This window comes from Bradyrhizobium sp., assembly GCF_047605465.1.
GTDB lineage: Bacteria > Pseudomonadota > Alphaproteobacteria > Rhizobiales > Xanthobacteraceae > Bradyrhizobium.
In genome coordinates, this window is record NZ_JASGFS010000070.1 from 17,986 (window position 1) to 31,729 (window position 13,744).

Below are 13,744 nucleotides of genomic sequence, written 5' to 3' on the forward strand. Positions count from 1 at the left end.
CGCATGAAGCGGGCTCCGCGGGATGAGGGCGGGACGTCGCGGCGCAATCGGCCGGTCCTCACATCTGGACTTCGATCAGACGCGGCCCCGGCTCGGCCACGGCTTCGGCCAGCGCCTTGTTGAACTCGTCCGCATTGGTGACCGCGCGGCCGGGCACGCCCATGCCCTTCGCCAACGCCACGAAATCGAGCGTCGGCCGGTCGAGCCGGAGCATGTCGTTGGCGCGCTGGCCGGGTTCGCCGGCGCCGACATTGTCGAACTCGCCGCGCAGGATCTGATAGATGCGGTTGGCGAACACGATGGTGACGATGTTGAGGTTCTCGCGAGCCTGCGTCCACAGCGACTGGATCGTGTACATCGCGCTGCCGTCACCGACCATGCAGATCACCTTGCGGTCCGGACAGGCGATCGCGGCTCCGATCGACAGCGGGGTGGAGAAGCCGATCGAGCCGCCCATGTTCTGGAGCCAGTCGTGCGGCGCCGCCGCGGCCGTCGGCGGGAAGAAGGCGCGGCCCGTGGTCAGGGATTCGTCGACCAGGATCGCGTTCTCCGGGATCGCGTAGGCGATCGACTGCGCGATCGAGGCGTGGGTGAGCGCCCCGGTCGGCTTGACCAGTTCCTGCAGGGGCTGCGGCTTGACGTCCTTCGCGGTGGCTTTCACTGCGCCGGCGAGCGCTTCCAGCGCCGCGACCGAATTCTCGCCCCAGGAGGTCATGCGATGCACCTCGCAGCCCTCCGGCTTGAGCATGCTCGGCTTGTTCGGATAGGCGAAGAAGGCCACGGGATCGTCGGACTCGACCAGCACGATGTGACGGAACTTCGCCAGCATCGGCAGCGCCTGCTCGATCACGTAGTGGATCCGGTCGATCGAGAAGCGGCCACGGCCGCGTGCCATCCTGGGACGGAAGGTCGGCCCCATCACCGTGCAGCCGGTCTTGTTCGCGATGCGCTCGGCCAGCGCCAGGCCCTGCTCGCTGAGTGCGCTGCCGGTCATCAGGAGCAGCGTGCCCTCGCCGTCACCATGCAGGATCCTGGCGGCCTGCTCGACCGCCTGCGGCGAATAGCTGGCCCGCTGCTGCTCGGCCGGGACCTCGGCAATACCGTCGGCCTCGTTCCACGCAGTGTCGGCAGGCAGGATCAGGGTCGCGATCTGGGGCGGAGCGCTCCTGGCCGCGGCGATCGCCGCGGCGCCGTCGGCAGCGACCGATTTGGAATCCGGAGAGGTGCGAACCCATGACGACATCGGCCGGGCGAGCCCCTCGATGTCCGAGGTCAACGGCGCATTGTAGCCGATGTGGTAGACCGCGTGCTGGCCGACAATGTTGACGATGCCGGAGTTCGCCTTCTTGGCATTGTGCAGGTTGGCGAGGCCGTTGGCGAGGCCGGGGCCCAGATGCAGCAAGGTCGAGGCCGGCGTTCCCTTCATGCGGAAATAGCCGTCGGCTGCCCCCGTCACCACGCCTTCGAACAGGCCGAGCACACAGCGCATGCCGGGGACGCGGTCGAGCGCTGCGACAAAATGCATCTCGGATGTGCCGGGGTTGGTGAAGCAGACGTCGACCCCACCCTTGACCATTGTCCGTACCAGGCTTTCCGCACCGTTCATTCTTCAGCTCCCGAAACCGGCAATCTCCAGCGACCCGTCCGATCAATCATTGTTCGCCGGTCCCGTCAAAGCAATAGCGGGCATTGCTGCCCTGCCCGGCGCCGTGAAACGCCGGCCTGGCGTGCTTTGTCCGCAGGCAGGAACGCTTCCGGATTTGGTAACGCCAATCGCAGGGGAAGACGCCGCTCACGGGGCCGTGGGTTGCAGAACAGCCGCAAATATGGCCTCTGGTTCTGGTTGAATCGATTTTTTTGCTGGGGGTTACAATGATCCGGATTTTCGCCGCGCCGATTGCAGCCATCGCGCTCCTGACGGCCTTTGCGGGCGGCGCGTTCGCGGAAGAGTTCGACTCGCGCGACATCATGGGCGGCGGCCCGAACTTCTTCCGGTCCGGCGCCAATCCGATCCCCCGCACCACGGTCACCTATGCCGGCAATTACGCACCAGGCACGATCGTGGTGAACACCAGCGAGCGGCGGCTCTATCTGGTGCTGCAGAACGGCCAGGCGCTGCGCTACGGTATCGGCGTCGGCCGCGACGGCTTCCGCTGGGGCGGGGTGCACAAGATCACGGCCAAGAAGGAATGGCCGGACTGGACCCCGCCGTCACAGATGCTGGCCCGCCGGCCGGACCTGCCCCGCCACATGAAGGGTGGCATCGAGAATCCGCTCGGCGCGCGCGCGATGTATCTCGGCTCGACGCTCTACCGCATCCACGGGTCGAACGAACCCGAGACGATCGGCCAGGCGGTGTCCTCGGGCTGTTTCCGCATGACCAATGACGACGTCAGCGACCTCTACGGCCGCGTCTCGGTCGGCACGACGGTGGTGGTGCTGAACTAGCCCGCCGATAGAGGGAACCCGCACGGCGCGCGAATTTGCCGTCTTGTGCACGCGCCGCGAATGCGGCAGCGTCGCGCAACGATGAAAGCATTGAGCCCGCTCTCCGGCTTCCGCCTCGCCCTCGTGGCGCTCGCAGCGCTCTTGTTTACCGGCGACACCGCGACCACGGCTGACGCCGGCGAGCTGCCCGCGATCGCCTCGCGCCAGCGCGTCGAGAAGAAGAGCTTCACCGACGGCGAGATCGTCGAGGGTTTCCTGAAGACCGCGTTCGGCGCGGAATACCATCTCGCCGGGCGCGTCGACCGCATCCGAAAGTTCGACGGGCCGGTGCGCGTCTACGCCGAGAGCGACCGCGCCGACCGCAAGGCGCAACTCGCCAGGGTCGTGGCCGACATCGGCAAGCGCGTGCAGCATCTCGACATCGACATGACCGACACGAGCGAGACGGCGAACGTGCGGGTCAAGCTCGTGCGCGATCGCGATCTCTACCGCACGATTTCCAGTTTCTACGGCGCCGAGAAGGCGCGCGAGATCCGCACCTCGCTCGATCCGCAATGCCTGTCCGGCTTCCGCAAGAACGACAATTTCGAGATCGAGCATTCCGACGTCATCCTCACCGTCGACAACGGCGATTTCATCTTCCTCGATTGCGCCTATGAGGAATTGCTGCAATCGCTCGGCCCGATCAACGACACCGCAAGCGTTCCGTGGACCATGTTCAACGACAACGTCTCGATGGGCTATTTCGACGTCTACGACCAATACATCCTCAACCTGCTCTACGATCCCCGCGTCAAGCCCGGCATGACGGTGCAGGCGGTGAAGGCGGTGCTGCCCGAAGTGCTCGCCGACGTGCGTGCGTGGGTGAAGCGGGTGAACAATCTGGCGGAGTAGCCGGCCCCCATCGTTCCGGCGGCTTGGGGTTCGCGCTGTTCAGGAATCCGAAGTCGCTCGCGCCGGAAAACCGGCGCCACGCCCCTCGCGGCGGCGCCTTATCCGGCCTGCTCCACGAGGTCGGCAACCATGGTCGCGGCCTTCAGGCCGGTCCCGGTGAGCACCGCCACCGTGGTCTCGCCGGCCTTGATGGCGCGGGCGCCGGACAGTTTCTCCAGAGCGGCGGCCGCGCTCGCGCTGGTCGGCTCGGCGAACAATCCCTGGTGCGCCAGCCGCCGCAGGGCGGCGACGATCTCCTCTTCGGTGAGCGCGACCGTGCCGCCACCGCTTTCACGCAAGGCCCCGATGATCTCGCGCAGACGCAGCGGATGCTTGATCGCCGTGCCCTCCGCGATGGTCTTGTTCACCTCGCGCGCGACCGGCGTATCGACGCCGGCCTTGAAGCTGGCATCGATCGGCGAGCAATTCAGCGGCTGCGCGGCGAACAGGCGCGGCAACTTTGAAATCTGGCCGGCCTTCAACAACTCGCGGAAGCCGAAGGCGCAACCGAGCAGGCTGCTGCCCGCGCCGACGGGGACGATGACGTTGTCGGGAGCTCGGTATCCGAGATCCTCCCAAAGCTCATAGGCGAGCGATTTCGTGCCCTCGAGGAAGAAGGGCTGCCAATTGTGGCTGGCATAGAACGTCGCGTTCGACTGGCGGATGGCCTCGGCTTCCGACTCCTCGCGCGGCCCCTCGACGAGTTGCACCTGGGCGCCATAGGCGCGCACCTGCGCGATCTTGGCTGGTGACGTGGAGGCCGGCGCGAGAATCTTCACGCACATCCCCCCGGCGACGCCGAGCCCCGCCATCGACGAACCGCCATTGCCGGAACTGTCCTCCAGCACTGCCGATACGCCGATCTGGCGCAGGAAGGACAGCATCACCGACGAGCCCCTGTCCTTGAAGCTGCCGGTAGGGTTGAACCATTCGAGCTTGAAGAACGGCCGCAGGTCACCCCAACCCTGCTGCACCAGAGGCGTGCACCCCTCGCCGAGCGTGATCGGATTGCCGATCTCGACGGGTAGCGCGGCCCTGTAGCGCCAGAGCGATCGCGTACGGCCTTCGACCTCTTCGCGCGACATCCCGACGCCCGGCGTCACCAGAAGCGGCGTACGCTCGTCAGAGCACCAGCGCGGCTGGTCCAGCGGATAGAGTTTTCCGTTGCGAGGATCGATGTAGCTGGCGGCAGGCACAGGAGGTCTCCCGAAAAGGACCCATACGATGTGTCCGATGATTTGCGTTCTGTCCAGATCGCATATCGGGATCCGGTGGTCGTGCGCCGCTCGCGAAGCCGGACAGGCAGCCTGGAAATCTCGAGGCGCGCTGCGATACGGCACATGGCCGGCCGGTTGCCTCTGCTGTCCCAGAGTGTATTCTTGGCCGATACCAGCGCGGCACGGCCGCGCGCCCGTTTGCAGCACATCGATTTCAGGGCGTCGCCAAGGCGCCGGTATATCCCAAGAAGGAATTCGGGCTCTTCGCCAATGCACGACGGTTCATTGCGTATCGGCTGGATATCCCCTCGAGCCGATGCGGATGATCTCGGTCTGATTTCGGGTCTAGCCGCCGATCAGCGACAGCTCTTTCCCTGGACGCCATCCCGGTTCGCGTTCGGCAACGATCAGGACGTCATCCAGGCCCTACACGCCGCTTCGCCATCCTTCGATGGTTTCGTCGTGTCGGGACTGTCTCTCACCGGGATTGAATCGCTCTTCAATCTGCGCGCCATGCAAGTGCTCGAACGCCGGGCCCGGTTTGACGCTCCCTCCATCATCATCGTCCCGCCAAACACGCCTTCGGATTGCTTTCATCGCCTGGGTGACCGGGTGCGCAGCGCCTGGCCGTTCCGATCCGCGCTGTTCATTGGCGACGCGGCCACCGTCGAACGATTGCGCAGCGAAGGCCTCGCAGCTCTCGCGCGGACCGAAGCGGCCGGGCTTGGCCTGTCGGCGCTGCTCGAACGCCGCGAGGGCACGTTCGAGAGCATGCTGGCCGATCAGATGCTCGCCGTGCACATCCAGCCGGCGTGGCCGTATGGCGGCAGCCATACCGTCTTCTCCAACCAGATCGACGCGCTGCTCGACCGCGGCTGGTTCGTCCTGCGCATCATCGTCGATCCCGAATGCGGTCCGGGCCCGTCGATGCGGCGGCGCATGATCGGGACCGTCGCGGACGCGAATGTCGACGCGACGCCTCACATCGATACGCTGGCCTGCACGGCGGGAGCTCCCGAGACCATCGAAGACGAAAATGCGTACGAGCTGCAGCGCCATTCGCTTCGCAACACGATGCGGCTCGTCATCCCCGACGACCTGATGTCGCGTATGGTCGCCCGGGCCGACATTGCCGTCGTCAACTACGTCCTCCACCTCGGCTTCGCGCTGAAGGCCTGCCCGGCCGCAAGGCTCGTCCTGGAGACCCATGACGACGTCACCTCCATGCGACTGACGCAGTGGCGCGAGTTCGGGCACCCCGCGGCGTTTCCGGATTTCGCAACGCTGAGCCGGCACGTCAGGCTGGAACGGCTCGCCTGGCGTCTGGCCGATGTCTGCATCGCGCTGTCGCTATCCGATCTCGCGAAGATCCGGCGCCACACGTCCCAATTCGTGTTCGTGCTTCCGCGTCCCTATGTGCGCACCGCCGCCAGGGCCGGGCACGATGCCCGGTGGGACATTCTCATCATCATGAATCCGCATCATTTCAATATCCCGGCGCTCGACCGCTTCCTGAGCGACGTGATCGCCGGTGATCCCCGCCTGTCCACGCTTCGCATTGCCGTCGCCGGGCGCGTGAACGAAGTGCTCGAACCAGCCTGGAAGGACCGGCTGCCCGCGACCGCCTGGCTCGGCTATGTCGGCGACGTCGACGCTTTGCGCGATTCCGCGCGCATTTCGGTGTGCCCGGATCTGCACGGCACGGGGATCGCCATCAAGACGCTGACAGCGATCGCTGCCGGGCATCCCTTGATCGCCACGCGGACCGCGCTGCGCGGCCTCCCCGACGAGATTCTCCGCCTGATCCCGCCCGCGGACAGCGCGGCCGACATGCGAGACCAGATTCTCGACTTGCTGAACGACGATACCCTGCTCGAGCAGCGCCGCGACGACGTCTCCACCGCGGCGGCGCTGCTGTGGCCCGCGACAAGTCACGCGCGCGCATTGAGCCTGGCGATGGAGTCCGTCGCCGACAGGAGCCAACTTCGCGCGGACTTCCTGGCTTGCCTCGACCAGGCGCCTGCGACCGCTGCTTCGGTCGATTCCGTCGACAGGCGCATCCGCTTCGGCGCCGGCGGCAATGACCGACGCTACCTGGGACGAAATTGGCTGCATGACGAGCCCGGAGGCCGGTGGACCGACGGAGCGTCGGCGACCATCCAGCTTCCGCGCGCCTGGCTGGCTTCGACCTGCCGGCTCGAATTGACCTTCATGGAGACGTTCCATTGCAGGGAGATCGCACTGAAATATCGGGGCAAGCCGATCGAGGGCGAGATCAGGTCATCCGGGCGGATGTCCTTCGATCTCGACCTCGGGGATGCCGCCGGGAGCGACCGCGTGGAGCTGGAGATAGCATGCGCACATGCCTTCTGCCCGAAGGACGCCGGGATCAATGACGACGAACGCGTGCTCGGCGCCCATGTCAGGACGATCCAGATCACGTCCCTGTCGCGGCTCCGGGCGCTTGCCGCCCGGGCGCGCAGAGCACTGGTCCACCGGGTGCGGACGCTGCGCGCCCGCGCCCGAACCGCGCCGCGGGGCAAGCACGACATTGACGCCGCCCCTTCCAAGGCGCATGCGTCGATCGATCAGCCGCAATCCCCGCCGATGAATTGAGACGCCGGACATGCTTCATCTCGATCACATCACAATCGCCGCGAATGACCTCGCCGAAGGCGTCGCCTATGTCGAGGCGGCGCTCGGCATTGCGCCTCCGGCCGGCGGCGCGCATCCGTTGATGGGAACGCACAACCATCTGCTGCGGCTGAGCGAGACGCTGTTCCTCGAAGTCATCGCGCCGAATCCGTCGGCTGCTCCGCCGACACGGCCGCGCTGGTTCGCGCTGGACGGAGCGCCGACGCGCGAGGCGCTGGCGGCGTCACCAAGGTTTGTGACCTGGGTCGCGCGGACATCCGACATCCACGCGGCGCTGGCGAAAATCCCGCATGCCGCCCGACCCGCGATCACCGTGACGCGCGGTACTCTCGAATGGCTCATTTCCGTGCCGCCCGACGGATCGATGCCGTTCGGCGGCGCATTCCCGAGCTTGATCCAGTGGCCGGCCGGTCCGCATCCGGCATCACGCATGGCCGACCTCGGTTGCGCGCTCGTCGAGTTCGAAATTCGGCACCCCGATGCGGCGACGATCCGGGCTTCGCTCGAAGGCTTCCTCGACGACCCGCGCATCCGCTATTGCGTCGATCCGCGGCCGTCGTTCCGGGCGGTGATCACAACACCGCGCGGCGACCGGCAACTGGTCTAGGCGCGTCTCCGATCATCGTGCTCATCCCATCGCGCGAATGGCGAGGGATCACGGCCCGAGATGTTCGCGCAGGAAGCGGATGACGTTCGCGTTGAACTCCCGGTGAAAGGCCGCCCTGTCGAAATCCGCCGGCGTGTCGGTGCAGATGCGCGGGATGGCGGCGGCGAGCTCCGGCGAGCACGGGGCGAGGAAGGCGTAGTGGCCGGCCGGCACGACGTGGATGTCGGGCGTGCCGGGCAGGACACCGGCGACGCGCGCATTGCCGGCGCCGTCACCGACGCCGGGACCTCCGAATTGGGATCGCCAGAACTGGAAGGGGACATGGATGGCGGCGAGATTGGTCTGCGTGAACAAGCTCGGCACCGGATCGACGATCACGGCGGCGCGGATACGCGCGTCATGGGGCGGGTTCGGCCGCGCTTCTCCGCTGTGGAGTTGCGCGCACGTTCCGGTCGTCTCCTTGCAGAGACCTGCCACCCTCTCGAAATCCGGCGTGGTCCCGATCAGCACCAGGCCGGTATAACCTCCGAGCGAGAAGCCGAAGAAGCCGATCCTGGCGGGATCGATCGTCGCCCGGTCCTTCCAGTCGTACAGCGCGAAGTCGAGCAGACGGATCATGTCGACCGGACGCGATGCCAGGATGGACAGGGTGTCGCGCCGGGACGAGTCGCTGAAAGTGTCACCGGGATGATTGATCGCCGCGACGATGAACCCGGCGTCGGCGAGCGCCTCGGCGGTGTCATGATGTTGTCCGAACCAGCCCCCGCGTCCATGGGAAAACAGAACCAGCGGCAGCTTTCCGCCCGCCATGGGGCAATCCTTGACGCCCATCAGCCGGAAATCGGCGCCGACGTCCAGATTGCCGAGAGCGACGCGCTCGGGCTCCCTCGCGCAGGGATACCAGATGGCGCCGCGCAAGCCCGTCTCCGAATCGAGAAGCTGGATGCCGGCGGCGCCGGCCGGAGCGGCCAGGGCGCACAGGATCGAGGCACACGCGACAAATGTCCTGAGCACGGCGCCCTCCCCCGGCATTCCTCTCGATGGAACTGACCAGCGATCGGCGACGGAATTATGTCGGGCCTGGCGCGACCGCGGGCAGCGCCCCGATCCGCCTCTCGTCAAGGTTGGGTGTGGCAAAACTCTCCCTTGCTCCGGCGCAGACAACCGGCTGTAATTGCACCCCAAATGCCGCAGCGCAGAATTGAACGAGAACGCGCGGTTCATGTCAGGGAGAACGGTCATGCACGGGACCACCGAAAGCGTGGCGAAGCGCGATGCGCTGCGCGCACGCGCCTCGTCACTGCCGCTCGATCAATTCGACCCGGGCGATCCCGAGCTGTTCCGAACCGATGCGTTCTGGCCCTATTTCGATCGCCTGCGCCGCGAGGAGCCCGTTCACTACTGCAAAGACTCGATGTTCGGGCCGTACTGGTCGGTGACGCGCTACAACGACATCATGGAGATCGAGACCAATCATTCGGTGTTCTCCTCCGCTTCCTCGCTCGGCGGCATCACCATCCGCGACATCGATCCCGACCTCCGGCGCGAGAGCTTCATCTCGATGGACCCGCCGCGCCATGCCGCGCAGCGCAAGACCGTGGCGCCGATGTTCACGCCGACGCATCTGGACAACCTCGCCCTCAACATCCGCAAGCGCTCGGCCGAATGTCTCGACAATCTTCCGCGCGGCGAGGTGTTCGACTGGGTCGATCACGTCTCGATCGAGCTCACCACGCAGATGCTCGCGGTGCTGTTCGACTTCCCCTGGGAAGACCGCCGCAAGCTGACCCGCTGGTCAGACATCGCGACGACCATCCCCGGTCCCGGCGGCCTCGTCGCAACCGAGGACGAACGGATGGCCGAGCTCACGGAATGCGCGGGCTATTTCTCCCGCCTCTGGAAAGAACGCATCGAGCAGCCGCCGAAGAGCGATCTTCTCTCGATGATGGCGCACGGCGCCGCGACCCGCGACATGGACGCGCGGAATTTTCTCGGCAACCTCATCCTGCTCATCGTCGGCGGCAACGACACCACGCGGAACACGATGTCGGGCTCGATCTATGCGCTGAGCCAGCATCCCGAGGAGTACCGTAAGTTGCGCGAGAATCCGGCGCTGCTCGACAGTTTCGTGCCGGAGGTGATCCGCTGGCAGACCCCGCTGGCACACATGCGGCGCACTGCGCTGACGGACTTCGAGTTCCGGGGCAAACAGATCAGGAAGGGTGACAAGGTCGTGATGTGGTACGTCTCGGGCAACCGCGACGAGGAGGCGATCGAGAAGCCGTACGACTTCATCATCGACCGCGCCCGCCCGCGCACGCATCTGTCCTTCGGCTTCGGCATCCACCGCTGCGTCGGCCTGCGGCTTGCCGAACTCCAGCTCAAGATCATCTGGGAGGAGATACTGAAGCGGTTCGATCATATCGACGTGTTGGGCGAGCCCAAGCGGGTCTATTCGAGTTTCGTAAAGGGTTTGGAAACGCTGCCGGTCAAGATTGCGGCGTGAACCGAAGCTCGAGGGGCAAAACTTTGGAGCCACCACCATGAACATCCAGACGCCGGTCAACGTGGACAAGGCCGAACGCATGCGCAGGGCGCGCGAGGAGGCCTACGCGACGCCGCTGGCGCACTTCCACCCCGGTGCGCCGAGGCTCTTCCAGGACGATACGCTGTGGCCCTGGTTCGAGCGGCTGCGCAAGGAAGAGCCGGTGCACTATTGCACCAACGCGCCGATCGAGCCCTACTGGTCGGTGGTGAAGTACAACGACATCATGCATGTCGACACCAACCACGGCATCTTCTCCTCGGACTCGACGCTCGGCGGCATCGCGATCCGCGACGTGCCGCCCGGCTACGACTGGCCGAGCTTCATCGCCATGGACCAGCCGCAACACTCGGCACAGCGCAAGACCGTGTCGCCGATGTTCACGCCGGCGCATCTCGACGAGCTGGCGAAACTGATCCGCCAGCGCTCGCAGACCGTGCTGGATAATCTGCCCCGCAACGAGACCTTCAACTTTGTCGAGCGCGTCTCGATCGAGCTGACGACCCAGATGCTGGCCACCCTGTTCGATTTCCCCTGGGAGGAGCGGCGCAAGCTGACGCGCTGGTCCGACGTCTCGACGGCCCTGCCCAAGAGCGGAATCGTCGCATCGGCAGAGGAGCGCCGCCGCGAGATGGACGAGTGCTACGCCTACATGTCGAAGCTCTGGAACGAGCGCGTCAACTCGGCGCCGCGCAACGATCTGCTGTCGCTGATGGCCCATAGCGACGCCACGCGCTTCATGGACCCCGACAACCTCATGGGCAACATCATCCTGCTCATCGTCGGCGGGAACGACACCACGCGCAACACCATGACCGGCTCGGTGCTGGCGCTGAACGAGAACCCGGACCAATACGACAAGCTCCGCGCCAATCCGGCGCTGATCGATTCCATGGTGCCGGAAGTGATCCGCTGGCAGACCCCGCTGGCGCATATGCGGCGCACGGCGCTGCAGGATACCGAGATCGGCGGCAAGCACATCCGCAAGGGCGACCGCGTCGTGATGTGGTACGTCTCCGGCAACCGCGACGAGGAGATGTTCGAGAACCCGGACGCGTTCATCATCGACCGCCCGCGGCCGCGCACGCATCTCTCCTTCGGCTTCGGCATCCACCGCTGCGTCGGCATGCGGCTCGCCGAATTGCAGCTCCGGATCGTCTGGGAAGAGATGCTGAAGCGCTTCGACCGCATCGAGGTGATGGGCGAGCCGAAGCGGATCTATTCAAGCTTCATCAAGGGATATGAGACGCTGCCGGTGCGCATTCCGGCGTAAGCTCTGTCCTACGTCATGGCGAGGAGCCCTCGCGACGAAGCAATCCAGACGGCGCCGATGAACGATTCCTGGATTGCTTCGCGACGCGCGCAATGACGAGGTCCTGGAGGCATCGGCGCGCCACATGCGCGGGCGGCGGCCGTTGCGGTACACTCAGCTCGTTCCCCTCACCCTGAGGAGCCTGCGCAGCAGGCGTCTCGAAGGGCGAGGCCCAGAGCCGGGCCGTCATCCTTCGAGACGCGCGCAAGACGCGCTCCCCGGGATGAACGTCTGCCCCAGCTATAGAAATCCGGCATGACAGCTCGCGCAAGATGCGAAGGGCCGGGCGCGGGCTTGTGTCCTACATCCAGCAGAACGTCGGCACCGGCGTTCAGGCCAGCCTGATATCCCACAAGCCTTCCTTGCGGCAGGCGGCGACCTCCTCGCGCAGGAGCGCTGTGACGGCAATCGACGCGGTCGAGGCCGGACGGTCGATCGGAGATGCGAAAATGAGCTCGCGCGTCATCGGCTTCGAAACGGCCGTGGTTTCCAGCCGTCCATCCGCGACCTCGCCATGGACCGACGAGGGCGGCAGCAGGGCAAAGCCGAGCCCCTCCTCCACGAGACTCGTCAGCACGCGGAAGGAATCCGCCTCGAGCTGGACGTTGAGCTTGATCTTGCGCTGGGCGGCGGCGTGCTCGATCAGCGCGCGGAGGCCGTGCGAATGACTGGGCAGCACCAGCCGCTGCCGCAGCAGCCAGCCGATGTCGATGCTCTTCTTGCGGGCGAGACCGCAGCCGCGCGGGCCGACCGCGACGATGTTGTCGCGGCCGAGGCTCTGTACGTTGAGATGCAGATCGGCCGAGCGGCCGTAGAGGATGGCGAGATCCATCTCGCCGCGATGCAGCCATTCGACGAGATGGCCGCTGTAGCTCTCGACGATGCGCAGCGAGATGCCGGGAAACTTCTCGACACAGCGCCGCGCGAAACGCGCCGACAGCACGCAGCTCACGGTCGGAACCAGCCCGAGCACGACCTGGCCGGATGGCGGTCCCTTGGCCGATTGGATGTCGTCACGGATCTGGTCGATCTGCCGCACGATGCCGGACGTGCGCGCCAGCAGCAGGCGCCCGGCTTCCGTCAGCACCATGCCGCGGCCGTTGCGGGTGAACAGTTCGGTGCGCAGCTCGTGCTCCAGCAGCTTGATCTGCCGGCTGAGCGCCGGCTGCGCCACGCGCAGCGTGTCGGATGCCTTGGAGAGGCTGCCGAGCTCCGCCACGCAACTGAAGGTCCTGAGCTGCCGGAAATCCATGCTTGCCAATCCTGGAATGCTACTCCATACGCTATAGCAAATGAGCATAGGGGGCTGGCGTTGTTTTCACAACGCTGGAGGGTTGGCCGGCGTTATCTTAACCGCCGCTATCAACGGGAAACGCCATGAGCCAGGAACACCACACCGAAGATCACGCCGACATCCGCGAAGCCGTCGCAAAGCTCTGCGCGCAGTTTCCCGGCGAGTACTGGCGCAAGCTCGATCGCGAGATGGCCTATCCCAAGGCGTTCGTCGACGCGCTGACGCAGGCCGGCTATCTCTCGGTGCTGATCCCCGAGGAATATGGCGGCGCGGGCCTGAAGCTCTCCGCGGCCGCGGCGATCCTGGAGGAGATCCAGCGCGCCGGCTGCAACGGCGGCGGCTGCCACGCGCAGATGTACACGATGGGCACCGTGCTGCGGCACGGCAGCGACGAGCAGAAGGCAAAATATCTGCCGAAGATCGCGAGCGGCGAATTGCGGCTGCAGGCCTTCGGCGTCACCGAGCCCACCAGCGGCACCGACACGTCGTCGCTGAAGACCTTCGCGCGCAAGGAAGGCAATGACAGCTACATCGTCAATGGCCAGAAGATCTGGACCAGCCGCGCCGAACATTCCGACCTGATGGTGCTGCTCGCGCGCACCACGCCGAAGGAGCAGGTCAAGAAGCGCACCGACGGCCTCTCGGTATTCATCGTCGACATGCGCGAGGCGAAGAACAACGGCCTCGAGATCCGCCCGATCCGCACCATGATGAACCACGCCACCACCGAAGT

At 65.8% G+C, this 13,744-nt stretch carries 11 protein-coding genes; 7 read left to right on the forward strand and 4 right to left on the reverse strand.

Annotated elements, in window-relative coordinates; genetic code table 11:
• Positions 1 to 58 precede the first annotated feature (58 nt).
• The gene (locus QM712_RS31405) at positions 59 to 1,606 is read right to left on the reverse strand and encodes an acetolactate synthase large subunit (RefSeq protein WP_415027035.1); all 1,548 of its coding nucleotides are present in this window, start codon (positions 1,604 to 1,606) and stop codon (positions 59 to 61) included.
• Between the two features lie 266 nt (positions 1,607 to 1,872).
• Here QM712_RS31405 and QM712_RS31410 point away from each other — a divergent pair, with 266 nt between their 5' ends.
• Positions 1,873 to 2,448 (forward strand): L,D-transpeptidase, encoded by a 576-nt coding sequence (locus QM712_RS31410; RefSeq protein ID WP_415027036.1) that lies wholly within the window; start codon positions 1,873 to 1,875, stop codon positions 2,446 to 2,448.
• 81 nt (positions 2,449 to 2,529) lie between these two features.
• Positions 2,530 to 3,342: a DUF2927 domain-containing protein gene (locus QM712_RS31415; protein ID WP_415027037.1), complete on the forward strand. Its 813-nt coding sequence runs from the start codon at positions 2,530 to 2,532 to the stop codon at positions 3,340 to 3,342.
• Positions 3,343 to 3,440: 98 nt separating this feature from the next.
• Here QM712_RS31415 and QM712_RS31420 read toward each other — a convergent pair whose 3' ends face one another.
• A complete protein-coding gene (locus QM712_RS31420; protein WP_415027038.1) occupies positions 3,441 to 4,577 on the reverse strand; it encodes a threonine synthase in 1,137 nt (378 codons plus the stop codon).
• Positions 4,578 to 4,868: 291 nt separating this feature from the next.
• Between QM712_RS31420 and QM712_RS31425 the strand changes: the two genes are divergently transcribed.
• A complete protein-coding gene (locus QM712_RS31425) occupies positions 4,869 to 7,214 on the forward strand; it encodes a glycosyltransferase (protein ID WP_415027039.1) in 2,346 nt (781 codons plus the stop codon).
• A 10-nt stretch (positions 7,215 to 7,224) separates the two neighbouring features.
• A complete protein-coding gene (locus QM712_RS31430) occupies positions 7,225 to 7,860 on the forward strand; it encodes a VOC family protein (protein WP_415027040.1) in 636 nt (211 codons plus the stop codon).
• Between the two features lie 48 nt (positions 7,861 to 7,908).
• Here QM712_RS31430 and QM712_RS31435 read toward each other — a convergent pair whose 3' ends face one another.
• Positions 7,909 to 8,874, reverse strand: coding sequence for an alpha/beta hydrolase family protein (locus tag QM712_RS31435; RefSeq protein WP_415027041.1), 966 nt, complete (start codon positions 8,872 to 8,874; stop codon positions 7,909 to 7,911).
• A 226-nt stretch (positions 8,875 to 9,100) separates the two neighbouring features.
• Here QM712_RS31435 and QM712_RS31440 point away from each other — a divergent pair, with 226 nt between their 5' ends.
• Positions 9,101 to 10,366, forward strand: coding sequence for a cytochrome P450 (locus tag QM712_RS31440; RefSeq protein WP_415027042.1), 1,266 nt, complete (start codon positions 9,101 to 9,103; stop codon positions 10,364 to 10,366).
• Positions 10,367 to 10,403: 37 nt separating this feature from the next.
• Positions 10,404 to 11,678, forward strand: a complete 1,275-nt coding sequence (locus QM712_RS31445) for a cytochrome P450 (protein ID WP_415027043.1) — start codon at positions 10,404 to 10,406, stop codon at positions 11,676 to 11,678.
• A gap of 370 nt (positions 11,679 to 12,048) precedes the next feature.
• Here the strand turns inward: QM712_RS31445 and QM712_RS31450 are convergent, their stop codons facing one another.
• Positions 12,049 to 12,969 (reverse strand): LysR substrate-binding domain-containing protein, encoded by a 921-nt coding sequence (locus tag QM712_RS31450; protein WP_415027044.1) that lies wholly within the window; start codon positions 12,967 to 12,969, stop codon positions 12,049 to 12,051.
• Between the two features lie 125 nt (positions 12,970 to 13,094).
• On the opposite strand from QM712_RS31450, the gene QM712_RS31455 reads away from it, so the two are divergent.
• Positions 13,095 to 13,744 (forward strand): acyl-CoA dehydrogenase family protein (locus tag QM712_RS31455; RefSeq protein ID WP_415027045.1); only part of this gene is annotated, 650 nt, incomplete at its 3' end.

Excerpts from the sequence above, each read along its gene's own strand:
- QM712_RS31405 (WP_415027035.1), bottom strand. The coding sequence starts at position 1,606 with ATGAACGGTGCGGAAAGCCTGGTACGGACAATGGTCAAGGGTGGGGTC.
- QM712_RS31410 (WP_415027036.1), top strand. The coding sequence starts at position 1,873 with ATGATCCGGATTTTCGCCGCGCCGATTGCAGCCATCGCGCTCCTGACG.
- QM712_RS31415 (WP_415027037.1), top strand. The coding sequence starts at position 2,530 with ATGAAAGCATTGAGCCCGCTCTCCGGCTTCCGCCTCGCCCTCGTGGCG.
- QM712_RS31425 (WP_415027039.1), top strand. The coding sequence starts at position 4,869 with ATGCACGACGGTTCATTGCGTATCGGCTGGATATCCCCTCGAGCCGAT.
- QM712_RS31430 (WP_415027040.1), top strand. The coding sequence starts at position 7,225 with ATGCTTCATCTCGATCACATCACAATCGCCGCGAATGACCTCGCCGAA.
- QM712_RS31440 (WP_415027042.1), top strand. The coding sequence starts at position 9,101 with ATGCACGGGACCACCGAAAGCGTGGCGAAGCGCGATGCGCTGCGCGCA.
- QM712_RS31445 (WP_415027043.1), top strand. The coding sequence starts at position 10,404 with ATGAACATCCAGACGCCGGTCAACGTGGACAAGGCCGAACGCATGCGC.
- QM712_RS31450 (WP_415027044.1), bottom strand. The coding sequence starts at position 12,969 with ATGGATTTCCGGCAGCTCAGGACCTTCAGTTGCGTGGCGGAGCTCGGC.